The organism is Clostridium aceticum (genome assembly GCF_001042715.1).
Taxonomy (GTDB): Bacteria; Bacillota; Clostridia; order Peptostreptococcales; family Natronincolaceae; genus Andreesenella; species Andreesenella acetica.
In genome coordinates this window covers 1,483,403-1,498,978 of sequence record NZ_CP009687.1, presented here as the reverse complement: position 1 = coordinate 1,498,978, position 15,576 = coordinate 1,483,403, and the positions used below count along the sequence as shown (strand labels likewise).

Sequence of the window (15,576 nt, the reverse complement as noted above, 5' to 3'; positions counted from 1 at the left end):
AAATCCACAGTGTAAAAAATATCCGCCACAGCCCATCATTAAAATAATAGGTTGTGGCGGAACTGTTGGTGGAATCTTCACCTTAAAGTGCATTCTTAATAATTACTACACGAATATCTTCATAACTAATATCCTGAGGCAAAGCTTCTTTTATAGGTTTTAGTTTTTGTGCCCCTATTTTCTTAACCACCTCTATCACTGCCTCTTCCTTTGCTGGATCATCCATAAATCTTCTCCAATCAATTTCTAAGCCCTCCTGCTGACATCTTACTAGATGCTGAAGAATCGTTGCAGGCTTAAAATCTCTCTTACTAGCAATTTCTTCTAAGGACAAACCTTCTAAGTAACAATTGTAGGTTAGTTGATATCTACTATATTCTGTTTCTTCATTTGATTTATGAGACTTATCCTCCTGTAGGCTTGCATCTATTTTTTTCCTGATACAATAATCCTTAATCAGCTCAAGGAATTTTTCACCATAGTTTTCAAACTTCTTCATACCAACACCACTTATTTTAAGAAAAGCCTCTTGACTCTGAGGGAAACAAGATGCCATCTCTTTTAAGGTTCTGTCGTGAAAAATCATAAAGGGAGGCAAATTATGTTCTCCTGCTATGGTATGCCGCAGTTCCTTTAATAAGCTTAGCAATTCTTCATCATAGTCATCAGTTATTTTTTTACCTAAGACATCTTTTTTATTCTCTGATAATGATTTTTCTATCAAGTCTTTCTTATGGTAAACCTTTACTTTACCTTGAAGCACTTCTCTGGACTGTGAGGTTAACTTCAAAACAGGAAATTTATCCGTTGTGATATGGATGTAGTTCCTAGCAGATAAAGTCATAATGACTTCTCTTATAGCCTTCTCACTATAATCCTTCATAATATTATAGGTAGATACTTGGTTCAAACCTTGCTCTAATATTTTTTTGTTTTTGGACCCCCTCAGTACTTGTATAACAATATTCGCTCCATATCTCTGGTTCACCCTATAAATACAAGATAGTACTTTTTGAGCTTCGACTGTAATATCCATCATTTCAGATTGATCTAAACAGTTACTGCATTTACCGCAGTTTTCTTTTGTAACTTCTTCTCCAAAATAGCCTAGTATTTTGTTCCTAAGACAATCATTGGTATGACAGAAATCGATGAGATATTGCAGGTTTTTGTATTGTAATGCTTCGCGCTCTGCTGCAACCTCTTCCCCTGCTATCATCAGTTTTTGCTTCACCACATCAGAGGGAGAGTACATTAAAATACAGTGACTTTCCTCTCCATCTCTACCGCCTCTGCCGGCTTCTTGATAATAAGCCTCCATATTTTTAGGCATGTTATAGTGTATCACAAATCGAACATCTGGCTTATCAATGCCCATGCCAAAAGCATTGGTGGCTACAATAATTCTAGTTCTATTAAACATAAAACTTTCTTGATTCCTCTGGCGTACTTCCGTTTCCATACCACCATGATAGCCACTTGCAGAAATGCCCTTCTCCTTTAGTTTTTTTACCAAAGCCTCTACTGTTTTTCTTGTTGCACAATAAATAATTCCCGATTCCTCTTGAAAGTGGTTACTTAAATAATTTGTTAAGTAAGCCAGTTTATTTCCTTCCTTAACAACTTGGTAAAACAAATTAGGTCTATCAAATCCAGTAGTAACTTCCAAAGGCTTCTGCAAACCTATTAGTGCTTTTATTTCTACAATAATTTCCTTCGTGGCTGTTGCTGTAAAAGCTGCCACTACAGGCCTATCTTTAAATCTTTTAATAAATCTAGGGATTTCTAGATAGCTTGGACGAAAGTCATGTCCCCACTGACTAATACAATGGGCTTCATCAATAGCGATCAAAGAAACTTTTATATGTCTAATCATATTCATAAAACTATTGCTATTTAGCCGTTCTGGTGCTACAAATACTATTTTATACCTATTGGACTCTATTTCCTGCATTATTTCTACTAATTCACTGGTTTGTAGGGTACTGTTAATGCAAGCCGCCTCAATTCCCATCTCCTGCAATGCATCTACTTGATCCTTCATAAGGGATATAAGGGGTGAGACAACAATAGTTACTCCTTCTAATATTACAGCTGGCAGCTGATAACAAAGGGACTTACCTCCCCCCGTAGGCATGATGCCCAACACATCATATCCCTCTAATATTCCTTTGATTAACTTTTCTTGGCCCTTTTTAAACATATCATACCCAAAATAGGTTTTAAGCTGCTTATAGATATCCATAATTCTCCTCATTTCTTACTACCAATAAGTGCAAAGTATTAGATAACACTTTACTGCATCTAATAATTGTATAATAATATAGCAAAACTCTTCATAAAAACATTGATTCTATAGTAACATGTTTTTATCACTACTTCAAGAAAACCACTCTTTATTGCCTTGAAAAACATGCTTTGATTTATTTCTATCATAATAAGAAATGGTAGTTATGGATATCTTCTGCTTCCTTTACCTCCAATGGTTTACTAAAAAGGTACCCTTGAATATAATCACATTTTACTAGCTTTAACCGCTGATACTGTTGAGTATCTTCAATCCCTTCTGCCACAACTTTTAAGTTTAAACTGTGAGCTAGGGAAATAATACTCTCCATCACTGCAATATTGCTTAGCTCTAAGAATTTATCATTTAGAGACTTATCTAATTTTATTTTATGTACTGGCAAAAACGTCAGATATCTTAAGGAAGAATACCCTGTTCCAAAATCATCTAATACAATTTTCAAACCTAATGCCCTTAAGTTATTAAGAAATGTCATTGTTTCCTGCTTATTTTCTAAAAAAATACTTTCTGTAATTTCTATCTCTATATCATTAGGATCTACATTCTCTTCTTTAAATATATCCTCTAAAAAGTTGATATAACCTAAATCATTCATTTGTTTTGCAGAAAAATTAATAGCTATAGGTTTTATACTTATACCTTTCTTCTTCCAGCTAGTTATTTGTGAAGCTACTTCCTTGGTGATCCACCTTCCAATCTCTATGATCATACCCGTTTCCTCTGCTACTGGTATAAAGACAGCTGGGGATATAGCATGTTTTTTCAACCTTAAAAGAGCCTCGAAACCTATGACCTTTCTTGTAACGCTGCATACTTGAGGTTGATAGAGTAGTTTAAATTCCTCTTTCTCTATAGCTTCTCGTAAAACCGTTTCTATTCTCCTTTTTTCCTTCAAGTTATCAGTCAGTTCTTGATTAAACAGCTTGTAATTACTTTTTCCTGAGTTTTTAGCATGATACATAGCAATATCCGCATTCATAATCAGTTGGGTAACATCATTGCTATGGAGGGGATAGAGGGTTATTCCTATGCTACAACTTATATAGGCTTCTTCTTTAGTTGTAATTCTTTTTGTAAATATATCACTTATCTTTTGTGCGTAGTTTTGGATTTCAGCGATCTCTGTTTCTTCCTTTAGTAAAATAAGAAACTCATCTCCTCCAAATCTTGATATAAATAGTTTTTTATCTTTAATACTTAAAAGTTCTTGTGCAACTTTTCTTAATAATTTATCACCATATATATGGCCTAGCGTGTCGTTGATTCCTTTAAAATTATCAAGATCCAGTAACATTACAGCTCCAGACTTGTTTTTATCTATCTCTTTTTCCAACTCTTCCATAAACATAATTCGATTTGGTAAATCTGTTACGGGATCATGATAAGCAAGATGTTTTATATGCTTTTCCTGTTCTTTTAATTTTGTTATATCAAGAATAATACCGTTAATCATCTTTAATTGATTGTTTTCATCGAAAACTCCTTTTCCTCGAACTAGTATCCATTGTTGATTATTATTTTTATCTCTAATTTGCACTTGACTATAGATCTCTTCTTTTTTCCTTTTTATAGTCCATAAATTCTTTTATTAGCTTATCTTTTTCCTCTGATGTTAAAAGTTGATGGAAAATTTTTTCGATTTTTTCTTTCCCATCTATGGTTACACCATAAATATTTTTAAATTCTTCCGATAAGTAAATGCTTTTATCATTTAAATCATACTCCCATACAACACTGTTGGTACCTTGGATAGCTATCTGATACTTTTGTTTTAAACTTTCTAGCTTCTTTATGTAATTTTGAATTTCATCATATTGAGCCCTTAACTCTTCTTCAGAAGCTGTTAGTTGTTGATAAGCCACTGTAACTTCCTGGTTATAACTATTTAATACCTTTTGGTTTTCATTCAAGGTGTTATTGGCCTGTTTGAGTTCCTTGGTTTTTATAGCTACCATTCTTTTCAAAGTAGCTATCCATATAGCTAATAAAACCAATCCTATAGCTACAAAGCCTAAAATCCAACCATATTCCTTAATCTCTTGGATAAAGCTTTTTTCTTCATATACCCCTAACCACTTATCATAGATTTCTTGATATTCTCCTGTAGCCTTTAAAAGGTTTAATCCTCCATTTAATACGAAGAGCAGATCTTCATTATTACTTTGTACAGCCATACAATAGTCACTTTGGGCCATGGCTATATTGTTTGCCTGTAGATTTGGAATCCTTAGTTCTTCTATGATATAGTGTCCTGGAACTTTTAATACTGCTGCATAATCGTACTTTCCAATAGAAACTAGTCTCAAAGCTTCTTCGATTGTAGAAACCGGTATAAATGCTATATTTAAATTTTGTTTTCGCAGGTACTCATAAATTATATCATCTTCTTGCACTACTACAGCTAGTCCCTCTAGTTCCCTTATGTCCGAGATTTTTGTTCCCCTGCGGGTAAAAATATCTCCGCTAGTAACTGCGTGTCTTGTTGTAAAATCATAAATAACTTCTCTATCTGATGAATAAAACATCCCTGAAATCATATGAATTTCCCCTGCTGCTAACTGTCGCCTTATTTCGGTCCAATGATCTAGCCTGAATTCAGCCCTTAATCCCATTGTTCTTAAAACAGCTTCTGTCAGTTCAATATTAAAACCAGCAGGATTACCGTTTTTATCCAAAAAACTATAGGGGGGATAATTTATATCATCTCCAACAATGATGGTTTCCCTGAGAGAATTTTTTTTGTTTCTTGCATTGATGATTCTATATTTATAGGTATATCAGCATAGGAGTGTGTAAAACCAGCAAGTATAGCTATTATGCTAATAAAAACACATAGTGAAATAACATTTTTCATTTTCATTTTATCACCCCTCCTATCCGCCCCTTTAAATCATTGAATTATATGCAATAAACCTTCACGTTTAGAACATCATTGCATTTTAGTCATCTATGAAAATATTTATTTTTCCTTCAGAAAAATATTAATGTCAAATGCTCCGATTTGAGTTTTCAAAGGTAAAAGCAAGGCCTTTTCATTAGCCATAGAAAAGGATTTATATTCTCCTACAAAAATCTGTGGAGGCACAATATCACACTTATAGTTGTTTGATGCTAAAATTGTTACTGCATTACCTCCAATAATATTGGCTACTTCTCCTAATGCTGAAGAAACAAAACTGTCGATCTCATCCATTTCCATACCGCACATAATCTTCACCATTTCCAAAATCATCTCTTTTGGAAAGCTAAATAGAATGGTGCCTCTAAGGTCTCCAGTTACGCCTAAAACCACATTAGCATCTTTACTAAGGACCATGTCTTCTACAATCCCTAATTTTCCTTGTTCAATCCCCAAGTCCAACATCAATTTAAATACATCCTTTGTCGCTTGATAAAAGGAGTTTACACTTTCTGCTTTCATTATAATTCTCCTCTCTCTTGAGTATCTACATATTCTCCAATTTTTTGGTCCATTGCAGCAACGTGCATAATCAACCAAGCCACAAGTTTACCACTAAATTCCTGAACTAGCTCTTCACTGTAACCCTCCTCGTTAAAACGCTTAACGTAATTACCAACTGCTTCTTTAAATTGAATATGTTTTTGTTTGTGCTCATCCAAGTCAGGATACTGGATTTTTTCTTGATACATTTCTTCATCATCAAAATGAACTACCACATACTCCTGCATAAAAACCATAGTTTCTTTGACCTTGTCTATTTTTTCTTCCCATACACCTTTTTTTTGAACCGTATGAATAAAATCTGATACACGTTTAAAGAGTTCTTCGTGTTGCTGATCAACAATAGGTACCCCGATTTTATACTTCTCTTTCCACATCATTATTCATCCTACCCTTCATAATTAATAATCATTTTCTTTTACTGATGTTTCTAAACTAATAATTAAACGAAAAGTCTGAAAATTATTAGTTTAATTTTACCATTTTTACCCTCTGGTTTCAACTATCATGTCCTTTCTCATCTTTGTAAGTTGTAGATCCTAGGTACTAAAATTTTTAATCACAGATCTATGCCTATATATACCCCATAAACCTACCTTTAAAATATCTATATTATAGATTTTAAAAAGAAATTTTAAGCTATAACCATTGAGTTTTTAAAAAACCATTGAGTTCATCCTACTGTTATGGGGAGGATCTTTTATTGAAAAATAGAATCAGATGACTTTTGTCATAAAATTTATTATAATATCATTAGCGTTAATGTAAGCCATAATTTGTCATTTGGGGTAAAGGGAAGTCGGAAGTGATACGTATTCGGAAGGGGAGAGTAAACTTGATTATTAAAGCAAAGTGGGTTTCTCTTATAAGAGATTCTAAATATATTCTTAAGGACATCAATTGGTCTGTGTCAACTGGTGAGCATTGGGCTATTTTAGGATTAAATGGTTCAGGCAAAACTAGCCTTTTAAATATGATCAATGGATACATATTTCCTTCAAAAGGAGAAATGGAAGTTCTTGACAGTACCTTTGGAGCCTCTGATTTAAGAGAGTTAAGAAAATCCATTGGTTGGGTAAGCACAGCACTGCAAGAAAGGCTCTATGTTAAAGAATCTGCTGAGGAGATCGTTATGAGTGGTAAGTTTGCTATGATAGGCTTATTTGAAGAACCTAATAAAGCAGATAAGGATTTAGCAAATCATCTGTTGGAAAGATTAAATTGTGCTCATCTGGCAAAGCGTTCTTATGAGTCATTATCTCAAGGCGAGAAGCAAAAGGTGCTTATCGCAAGGGCTCTCATGTCCTCACCTCGTTTACTAATCCTAGATGAGCCCTGCACAGGCCTAGATATTTTTGCAAAAGAACAATTACTCTCTATGATTGAAGGTCTAAGCCAAGAAAAAAGTGCACCTACATTGATTTACGTTACCCATCGTACAGAAGAAATACTACCAATCTTCAACCATACGCTACTGCTGCGAAAAGGAGAAATCCACTCTTCTGGAAAAACAGAGGAGGTTCTAACCAGCAATAATCTTTCTAACTTTTTTGAAGCTCCTATCCTTCTTGAAAAGCTAAAGGGTCGAACTTGGTTACGGCTTGCTGATCAGTAGTACTAGACTTTTTTGAAAATGTTACAGCCCAGCTTTTCTATTGAGATGGGTCTATTTTGTTTTTAAGGTAGGTGGGATTTAAAATCAGGTGGAGTAGACTCTCCACCTGATTCCCTGATGTTTCAGCTTGCTGGAACAAATCCACTTGCTTACCTGAAACTTGCTGGTTTCAGTAGATTAGGAAAGTTTTTCTTCTTTTACGATAAAGTCTCCTAAAACACGCTTAACACTATAAGCAAAATCATCAGATGCACCCCAATCAAAGTTAAAAAACATACCCTGTGAACTCCCAGTGGCTATTGACCTAAGGGTTGATTCTCCTTTGATATTGTCAGCAATAACAATGAGTGCAGCTCTATTACCTGCTCTTAAATAGTACTTTTCAAAAACAAGTGTACCAGTAAACTTACCTTCTCCTAAATCAAAAAACTCTTCATGTACTAGATCTGCATCTTGCCCCTTTTTGACTAAGGCTAAAGCCTCCTTAGGTGTAATACTTATCTTAAAATTATATTTGCTCATTATAGCCCTCCTTTTTTCTATTTTTAGTTAAAGTATACCCCAAAACATAGAGATAACAGCTTAAATATCTATAAATCATATTGCTACATAGCTAATATGATTTATAGATATTTAAGCGTGGCTATTTCACAAATACTATCAATGAAGAAATGTTATAGAGTCAATGATCTTTTGAATAGTCCCTATACTCTCTTGATATTCGTTTTTATTACTTTGAAAGAATATATTCAATCTAATATTTTCTTTGTAAGCTATTATAATATCTTGTTTTATTATTGCATCTTTTTCTTCCTTTATGAAATGAATAGCATTACCAATGAAAGCATTGGCTATCATAATAGCCTGTTTTTCCTCTTGGTTTTCAACCTCAAATTGAAGTAGTATAGCTTCAAGGTCTTCCAATTTCTCAGGATTATATTTCATTTCATCAATAAAAATTTCCACTTCTTGGTATTCCTTTAAGTAGTTTTTTACTTCATTGTAAGAGGAGAGTTCTGCATTTAAGATGTAATAAAGCTGCTCAATCGTGCTATCCAATAGCTTGGTTTCTACTTTTAATTCTCTGGCCTTTTCTCCGTCTATAGTAATCTCTTGATCTTCAATTACCTTAATTGATATGATTTCTTCAGCCATCTTCCTATAACCTTCATATAAATCTTTTTCAATTTCTTCTTTTATTTCATCTTCATTTGCTACACCTTCTGCTGCTGCTTCTGCTTGAACTACAAATTGAAAATTAGCTTCCTTCTCAAAGAAAATCGTTTGATTATTGTGGGAGACATTGGTCTGTATGTGCCAATCAGATGGATAGTTCAAAGCAATGTAATCATTGGCATATTCTTCATATTCCTTTGCCTTGTCCTCTTGTTCCTTCACTGAACAAGCTGTTAGTATTATCAATACCATCAATATGGAAATTAAAATTGCTGTCTTTTTTTGCATAAACATTCCTCCTATGCTTTATCAAATTCCTCCATCCTATTTATCATTTATAGTTTTCTTATAAAGAACAAATATATTCGATTACTGGAGACGGTCTAGGTCGTGGGCAATTGCGAAAGGGATAAAAATAATGATTAGTATTAGCCCCAAATTTCTAGGAAGTATGCTTAGTCTATTCAAAAGCAAAACAACGCCCAAACAAAAAAGATACATAAACCTTTTAAATCTTTTATTTTTCTTTAATTCCACCAAGAACCACATCCTTTGACATAGTATTATATATTTACAATATAAGTCATCAACTTATGATTATAAAAAGAAGAAAATCGTGAAAAGTTCAAGAATTATTATCTGGAAAAGAAGATCTTATAAATAATTACTTCAACTTTTCTACTAGAAACCCTTTAATTTTCTATATTTTTTACCTTTTACTCCCCTAAGGATGACAAACTATGATTTAGGTTAAGGCAATGAAAAAAAGATACTTCCTTTAGGAAGTCAATTCCTAAAGGAAGTATCTTGAAGAACTTTTTATAATACTGTATACCCCTCTACAATATTTTAATGTAAGACCTCCTTAGCCCTTCAGAGAAGTCTCTCCCATCAAATATTCATCTATCGCCTTTGCTGCCTTTTGACCTTCCTCTATTGCAGAAACCACCAGGGATTGTCCTTTTCTCATATCCCCAGCTGCAAAAACTCTTTCAACTGTAGTTTCATACTTATGATTAGTAAATACATTACCTCTACCGTCTAACTCAACACCTAGTTGTTCTAATAAACCTGCTTTTTCTGGATGCAGAAATCCCATTGCTAGAAAAACCAAATCTACTTTTAACTCAAACTCTGAATCAGGAATTCTGTTGATAACCATATTTCCTGCATCATTCTTCTTCCACTCTACTTTACATCCATGCATAGTGGTTACTTTTCCGTTTTTTCCTGAAAACTTCAAAGTATCAATGCACCAATCCCTCTTACAACCTTCTTCATGAGAAGTACTTACCTTCAATGTTCTTGGGTATAAAGGCCATGGCATCGTGTCATCTCTAGTTTCTGGAGGTTTTGGCATGATTTCAAATTGATATACTTCTTTCGCTCCCTGTCTTACTGAAGTCCCAATACAATCTGAGCCTGTATCTCCACCACCAATCACCAGCACTGTTTTATTTTTAGCAGATATTTCATCTTCAATCGGTTTTCCTGCATTCTTTTTATTTTGCTGCGTTAAAAAATCCATTGCAAAGTGAATTCCTTTGAGTTCCCTTCCCTCTACTTGCAAGTCTCTAGGAACAGTAGAGCCACCTGTTAAAAGTACTACGTCAAAATCTTCCAGCAGCTGCTTTGTCTCATAATCAATTCCCACATGACTATTGGTTTCAAAAACAATGCCTTCTTCCTTCATAAGATCTACTCTTCTATCAATAACATACTTTTCTAACTTAAAATCAGGAATACCATATCTTAAAAGTCCTCCTACTTCATCAGCTCTTTCAAACACTGTAACACTGTGCCCAACAGAGTTCAACGCATAGGCAGCAGATAATCCTGATGGACCTGAACCAATGATGGCAGCTTTTTTCCCTGTTCTAACTCTAGGAGGATTAGGTTTAATCCACCCCTCTTTAAAGGCTTTTTCTATAATGTTTAGTTCAATTTCACGAATCGATACTGGTTCTCTGTTAATTCCTAATGTACAAGAACCTTCACATAGGGCAGGACAAATTCTTCCTGTAAACTCTGGAAAGTAGTTGGTAAGTCTCAGCCTTTGGTAAGCCTTTTTCCATTCTCCTCTATATACCAAGTCATTGAAATCAGGTATGATATTCCCTAGAGAACAACCCCAGTTGCAAAAAGGCGTTCCACAATCCATACATCTAGCCCCCTGCTGCATAAGGCTTTCTTCTGGAAATTCAAGGTATAGTTCTTTATAATCTTTGACTCTTTCTTCTACAGGTCGTTTTGGAGCAGTTTGTCTATTGTATTCTTTAAAACCGTATAGTTTTCCCATAACCTATGCCTCCTTACTGCTACAAACTTCCATTAGTGCAGTGTCTAATAATTTTCCTACCCTCTGCTGCTTCATTTTCTCAAGCACGGATTTATAAGCGGGAGATATGATTTTCTTTAACTTACTACTATATCCATCCCAATCTGCAAGAATATGACCTGCCTTTTCACTATTCGTAAGCTGATAATGTTCTTGAATCATACTATGAATTACTGCTAACTCCTCTATTTCCTTTACATCTTCCACCGTGACCATACTCTTATTACATTTTCCTTCAAAGTCTCCATCTACATCAAGTACATAGGCTACACCGCCACTCATACCTGCCGCAAAGTTTCTTCCGGTTTTTCCTAACACTACTACCATACCACCAGTCATATATTCACAGCAATGATCTCCTACCCCTTCAACAACAGCTAAGGCACCACTATTCCTAACAGCAAATCTTTGTCCTACAATCCCATTGATAAATACTTTTCCGCTGGTAGCCCCATAAAGAATAGTGTTTCCTGCAATTACATTCTCATCTTGTTTATAGGAAGCTGTTCGAGGAGTTTTGATAACCAGCTTCCCTCCTGATAACCCTTTACCAACATAGTCATTTGCTTCTCCTTCAAGAATTAAAGTTAAACCATTAGCACAGAAAGCACCAAAGCTTTGACCTGCTGAACCAGTAAGCTCAAAAACAATTGTATCCTCTGGCAACCCCTCTTCCCCATACTTTTTAGCAATCTTACCACTTAACATAGCACCGACAGAACGATCTACATTTTTTATTTCAAAACTTGCCCGTACTTTTGCCTTACTGTCAATAGCATATTGTGCTACTTGAAGTAACTTGTAATCCATCAGTTTATCTAAACCGTGATCCTGAGATTTTACACAGTAGGGTTTAATTCGCTTTGGCATATCTGGCTTATAAAGAATTGATGACAGATCTACTTTATTTGCTTTCCAATGCCTTAAATTTTTATTAGGCTCCAAAAGATCTACACGACCTATCATTTCATTCATAGTTCTGAAACCAAGCTGTGCCATGATTTCTCTTACCTCTTGAGCAATAAAGGTGAAGAAGTTAATGATATACTCTGGCTTTCCTCTAAAGTTCCTTCTGATTTCTGGGTCTTGGGTAGCTATACCCATCTCACAGGTATTTTCATGACAATTTCTCAGCATGGTGCAGCCTAAAACTACTAGAGCCGTGGTAGCAAAACCAAATTCTTCTGCACCCAATAGGGCAGCGATAGCCACATCTCTTCCGGTTTTCAATTGTCCATCTGTTTGAAGTCTCACTCTACTTCTTAGATTATTTAAAAGCAATACTTGTTGGGCTTCTGCCACTCCTAGTTCCCAAGGTGTTCCTACATGTTTTATTGATGAAACCGGCGATGCTCCAGTTCCTCCGTCATGTCCACTTATGAGGATAACATCTGCATGAGCCTTTGCAACACCAGCAGCTACTGTACCTACACCAACTTCAGATACTAGCTTAACACTAATTTTTGCAGAGGCATTTACGCTTTTTAAATCAAAAATCAGTTGAGATAAATCCTCAATAGAATAAATATCGTGATGTGGTGGTGGTGAAATCAAATCAATCCCCGGAGTAGAATTTCTTGTTCTAGCAATCGCCTTATCAACCTTACTTCCAGGCAGTTGTCCACCTTCTCCTGGTTTTGCCCCTTGTGCCATTTTAATTTGAATTTCATCAGCATTCACAAGATACTCTGCAGTTACCCCAAAGCGAGCAGAAGCTACTTGCTTTATAGCACTCCTTCTCAAATCTCCATTTTCTTCAATTTTGTATCTTTCAGCATCTTCTCCACCTTCTCCAGAGTTACTTCTAGCCCCTAATCTATTCATTGCAATAGCTATGGTTTCATGGGCCTCTTTACTAATAGATCCGAAAGACATGGCACCCGTACAAAATCTTTTTACGATTTCACTAATTGGCTCTACCTCATTGATAGGTATCGGATTATTCTCTTTAAACTTCAGTAATCCTCTAATAGTGCAAAGATGCTGATTTTGATCATTAATAACTTCTGCATACTCCTTATAAATACCATAGTCATTACTTCTTGTGGCAACCTGTAGTTTGTAAATCGTTTCTGGATTAAACAAGTGATACTCTCCATCTTTTCTCCAAGAATAGATTCCACCTGCATCAAGTTCTGCGATTGGCTTTCTTATTTTATTGAAGGCATTTCTGTGACGTATTAATACCTCTTCTCCAATGGTTTCAATGCCTACCCCTTCTACCCTAGAGGGTGTTCCTTCAAAATAGTCATTGATAAATTCACTAGATAACCCGATGGCTTCAAATATTTGAGCCCCGTGATAACTTTGCAGCGTTGAAATTCCCATTCTAGAAAGAATTTTCAATAAACCTTCTGATAATGCTTTTACATAATTTTTCTCAGCTTTTCCGAAGTCTATATCCTTTATATCGCCTTTTTTAATCATAGAATCTATAGACTCAAAAGCAAGATATGGGTTGATTGCTGTAGCCCCATAACCAATCAATAGTGCCATGTGCATAGTTTCTCTTGCTTCTGCTGTTTCCACGATAATAGAAATTTTTGTTCTGGTTTTTTCTTGAATAAGGTGATGCTGCAGGGCTGAAACTGCCAACAAACTCGGTATCGCTGCATCGTAAGATCCCACATTTCTATCGCTTAAAACAACGATATTGTACCCTTCCTCGATCCTTTTGGAGGCTCTTTCGCAAACTTGTTGTAAAGCAGCTTTAAAACCTTCTATACCAGTGTCATATTTAAAGGTAATTGGAATTGTCGTTGTCTTGAAATCTTTGTTCCGCAATCCTTTTATTTTTGCCATTTCTAAATTCGTTAGTATTGGTGTTTTGATTTTTATAAAGGCTTGGTTGGGAAGATTTTTGTTTAGTATATTTTCCTGTGTTCCAATAAAGTTTGTAAGGGACATTACCATTTCTTCTCTTATACAATCTATAGGAGGATTGGTTACCTGAGCAAACAATTGTTTAAAGTAGGTAAACAAAAGTTGTGGTCGATTGGATAAGACTGCCAGTGGAGTATCATTTCCCATAGAACCTATAGGTTCTTTACCGATACTAGCCATTGTTCCTAAAATCAACTTTAAATCCTCTAGTGTATAGCCAAAGGCCTGCTGCTTTTCTACCAAGCTCTCCACTTCGACTTCTGATTTTTCAACGTTGCTTTCCAATTGATCCAAAGTCATTCTGCAACTTTCAATCATCTCTTCGTAAGGCTTTTCTGTGCAGATTTTTTTCTTCAACTCATGGTCCGGTATAATTCTACCTTCTTTCGTATCCACCAAAAATATTTTTCCTGGTTTTAATTTTCCCTTAGACTCGATTTCTTTAGCGTCAAGTTCTAATGCTCCTGCTTCTGAAGCTAAAACTACAAGACCATTTTTGGTAATCACATATCGTGCAGGTCTTAAACCATTTCTATCTAAAACTGTACACACCTGCTCTCCATCTGTACAAGCTACTGCAGCAGGTCCATCCCACGGTTCCATAAAAGAAGCATGATATTCATAAAAAGCCCTTTTATAGGGTGCCATGACATCATTATCTCTCCATGTCTGAGGAATTAACATCATTAATGAATGGGCTAAACTTCTGCCGTCTGCAACAAGAAGTTCAAGAACATTATCAAAGGATGCTGAGTCACTGGCATTTGCTCCGATTATAGGGAATAGCTTATTAATTTCTTTTCCAAATACTTCCGATTTTAATACACCTTCCCTAGCATTCATCCAGTTTCTATTTCCTCTAATGGTATTAATCTCTCCATTATGAGCAATGTATCTAAAAGGATGGGCTAAATCCCATGTAGGAAATGTGTTGGTACTATACCTTTGATGTACTAGTGCAATAGCACTTTTGAAGTTAATATCGTTTAAATCTACATAGTATTGATTAATCTGATCTGCTAGTAAAAGTCCTTTGTAAACAATGGTTTTGCTAGACATGCTGCAAATGTAAAAATATTCTGAATTTCTTTCAATCAATCTTTTCACTTCATTTTCCGCTTTCTTACGGATAATATAAAGTCGTCTTTCAAAAGCCTCTTGATCTATGGCTGATGCTTTTTCTACAAACACCTGCCGAATAGTTGGTTCTGTTCCCTTTGCTGTTTCTCCAATACTCCTATTGTCTGTTGGAACATCCCTCCAGCCCAGTACCTTTTGCCCCTCTTCCTCCACAACACGTTCTACAATTCCTTCACATCGAAGGCGTAGGGCTGGCTCCTTCGGTAAAAATATCATCCCAATACCATACTCTGTAGAGCTAGGAAGACTAATACCTAAATTATCACAGTATATTCTAAAAAATTCATCTGGAATCTGTGTGAGAATTCCTGCACCATCACCTGTTTTAGGATCTGAACCTACAGCACCTCTATGCGTTAAGTTCACAAGAACCTTAAGACCTTTTTTTACAATGTCGTGGGTTTTTTCACCCTTAATACTGGCAACAAAGCCAACTCCACAGCTGTCTTTTTCAAACTGGGGATCGTAAAGTCCTTGTTTTGAAGGATACCCAATATTGTTCGTCATTTTTCTTTCCCCCTTTATTTAATTTTACAGTTCATATTCACCATAGCTTGTGCATCTGCAAAATTCCAGATTTATATCTCTCAATACATTATCTGCTTTATTTTTTTGTATGGTTCTTATAAGAACTTAGTTTTTATTCTTTATAT

Annotated in this window: 11 protein-coding genes; 1 reads left to right on the top strand and 10 read right to left on the bottom strand. The window is 35.3% G+C overall.

The genetic code is table 11. From position 1 onward, the window contains the following. Positions 1–82 precede the first annotated feature (82 nt). The 6 genes from recQ to CACET_RS06805 all read right to left on the bottom strand — a co-directional run bounded on the left by recQ (position 83) and on the right by CACET_RS06805 (position 6,148). Positions 83–2,245, bottom strand: coding sequence for a DNA helicase RecQ (gene recQ / locus CACET_RS06820; protein WP_044823631.1), 2,163 nt, complete (start codon positions 2,243–2,245; stop codon positions 83–85). A gap of 187 nt (positions 2,246–2,432) precedes the next feature. Continuing rightward, positions 2,433–3,845 (bottom strand): putative bifunctional diguanylate cyclase/phosphodiesterase, encoded by a 1,413-nt coding sequence (locus CACET_RS19395; RefSeq protein WP_053072940.1) that lies wholly within the window; start codon positions 3,843–3,845, stop codon positions 2,433–2,435. Positions 3,846–3,849: 4 nt separating this feature from the next. Then, positions 3,850–4,983 (bottom strand): transporter substrate-binding domain-containing protein, encoded by a 1,134-nt coding sequence (locus tag CACET_RS19390; RefSeq protein ID WP_053072939.1) that lies wholly within the window; start codon positions 4,981–4,983, stop codon positions 3,850–3,852. A 20-nt stretch (positions 4,984–5,003) separates the two neighbouring features. Then, complete coding sequence (locus CACET_RS20390; RefSeq protein WP_158385989.1) at positions 5,004–5,168, bottom strand: hypothetical protein; 165 nt, start codon at positions 5,166–5,168, stop codon at positions 5,004–5,006. A 99-nt stretch (positions 5,169–5,267) separates the two neighbouring features. Beyond that, complete coding sequence (locus CACET_RS06810) at positions 5,268–5,729, bottom strand: chemotaxis protein CheX (protein WP_044823630.1); 462 nt, start codon at positions 5,727–5,729, stop codon at positions 5,268–5,270. Beyond that, on the bottom strand, positions 5,729–6,148 hold the full coding sequence (locus CACET_RS06805) for a bacteriohemerythrin (RefSeq protein ID WP_423229824.1): 420 nt from the start codon (positions 6,146–6,148) through the stop codon (positions 5,729–5,731). The genes CACET_RS06810 and CACET_RS06805 overlap by 1 nt, the downstream gene beginning before the upstream one ends. A 458-nt stretch (positions 6,149–6,606) precedes the next feature. Here CACET_RS06805 and CACET_RS06800 point away from each other — a divergent pair, with 458 nt between their 5' ends. Further along, a complete protein-coding gene (locus CACET_RS06800; protein ID WP_201774906.1) occupies positions 6,607–7,386 on the top strand; it encodes an ABC transporter ATP-binding protein in 780 nt (259 codons plus the stop codon). Positions 7,387–7,563: 177 nt separating this feature from the next. Here CACET_RS06800 and CACET_RS06795 read toward each other — a convergent pair whose 3' ends face one another. The 4 genes from CACET_RS06795 to gltB all read right to left on the bottom strand — a co-directional run bounded on the left by CACET_RS06795 (position 7,564) and on the right by gltB (position 15,430). After that, positions 7,564–7,908: a DUF6054 family protein gene (locus CACET_RS06795; RefSeq protein ID WP_044823628.1), complete on the bottom strand. Its 345-nt coding sequence runs from the start codon at positions 7,906–7,908 to the stop codon at positions 7,564–7,566. Positions 7,909–8,046: 138 nt separating this feature from the next. Then, positions 8,047–8,850 (bottom strand): hypothetical protein, encoded by an 804-nt coding sequence (locus CACET_RS06790; RefSeq protein ID WP_044823627.1) that lies wholly within the window; start codon positions 8,848–8,850, stop codon positions 8,047–8,049. 577 nt (positions 8,851–9,427) lie between these two features. Next, positions 9,428–10,861, bottom strand: coding sequence for a glutamate synthase subunit beta (locus tag CACET_RS06785; RefSeq protein WP_044823626.1), 1,434 nt, complete (start codon positions 10,859–10,861; stop codon positions 9,428–9,430). 3 nt (positions 10,862–10,864) lie between these two features. Further along, positions 10,865–15,430 carry a glutamate synthase large subunit gene (gene gltB, locus CACET_RS06780; protein WP_044823625.1) on the bottom strand — a complete coding sequence of 1,522 codons (4,566 nt, stop codon included), beginning with the start codon at positions 15,428–15,430 and terminating at the stop codon, positions 10,865–10,867. Positions 15,431–15,576 lie beyond the last annotated feature (146 nt).

Excerpts from the sequence above, each read along its gene's own strand:
- recQ (WP_044823631.1), bottom strand. The coding sequence starts at position 2,245 with ATGGATATCTATAAGCAGCTTAAAACCTATTTTGGGTATGATATGTTT.
- CACET_RS20390 (WP_158385989.1), bottom strand. The coding sequence starts at position 5,168 with ATGAAAATGAAAAATGTTATTTCACTATGTGTTTTTATTAGCATAATA.
- CACET_RS06810 (WP_044823630.1), bottom strand. The coding sequence starts at position 5,729 with ATGAAAGCAGAAAGTGTAAACTCCTTTTATCAAGCGACAAAGGATGTA.
- CACET_RS06805 (WP_423229824.1), bottom strand. The coding sequence starts at position 6,148 with ATGTGGAAAGAGAAGTATAAAATCGGGGTACCTATTGTTGATCAGCAA.
- CACET_RS06795 (WP_044823628.1), bottom strand. The coding sequence starts at position 7,908 with ATGAGCAAATATAATTTTAAGATAAGTATTACACCTAAGGAGGCTTTA.
- CACET_RS06790 (WP_044823627.1), bottom strand. The coding sequence starts at position 8,850 with ATGCAAAAAAAGACAGCAATTTTAATTTCCATATTGATGGTATTGATA.
- CACET_RS06785 (WP_044823626.1), bottom strand. The coding sequence starts at position 10,861 with ATGGGAAAACTATACGGTTTTAAAGAATACAATAGACAAACTGCTCCA.
- gltB (WP_044823625.1), bottom strand. The coding sequence starts at position 15,430 with ATGACGAACAATATTGGGTATCCTTCAAAACAAGGACTTTACGATCCC.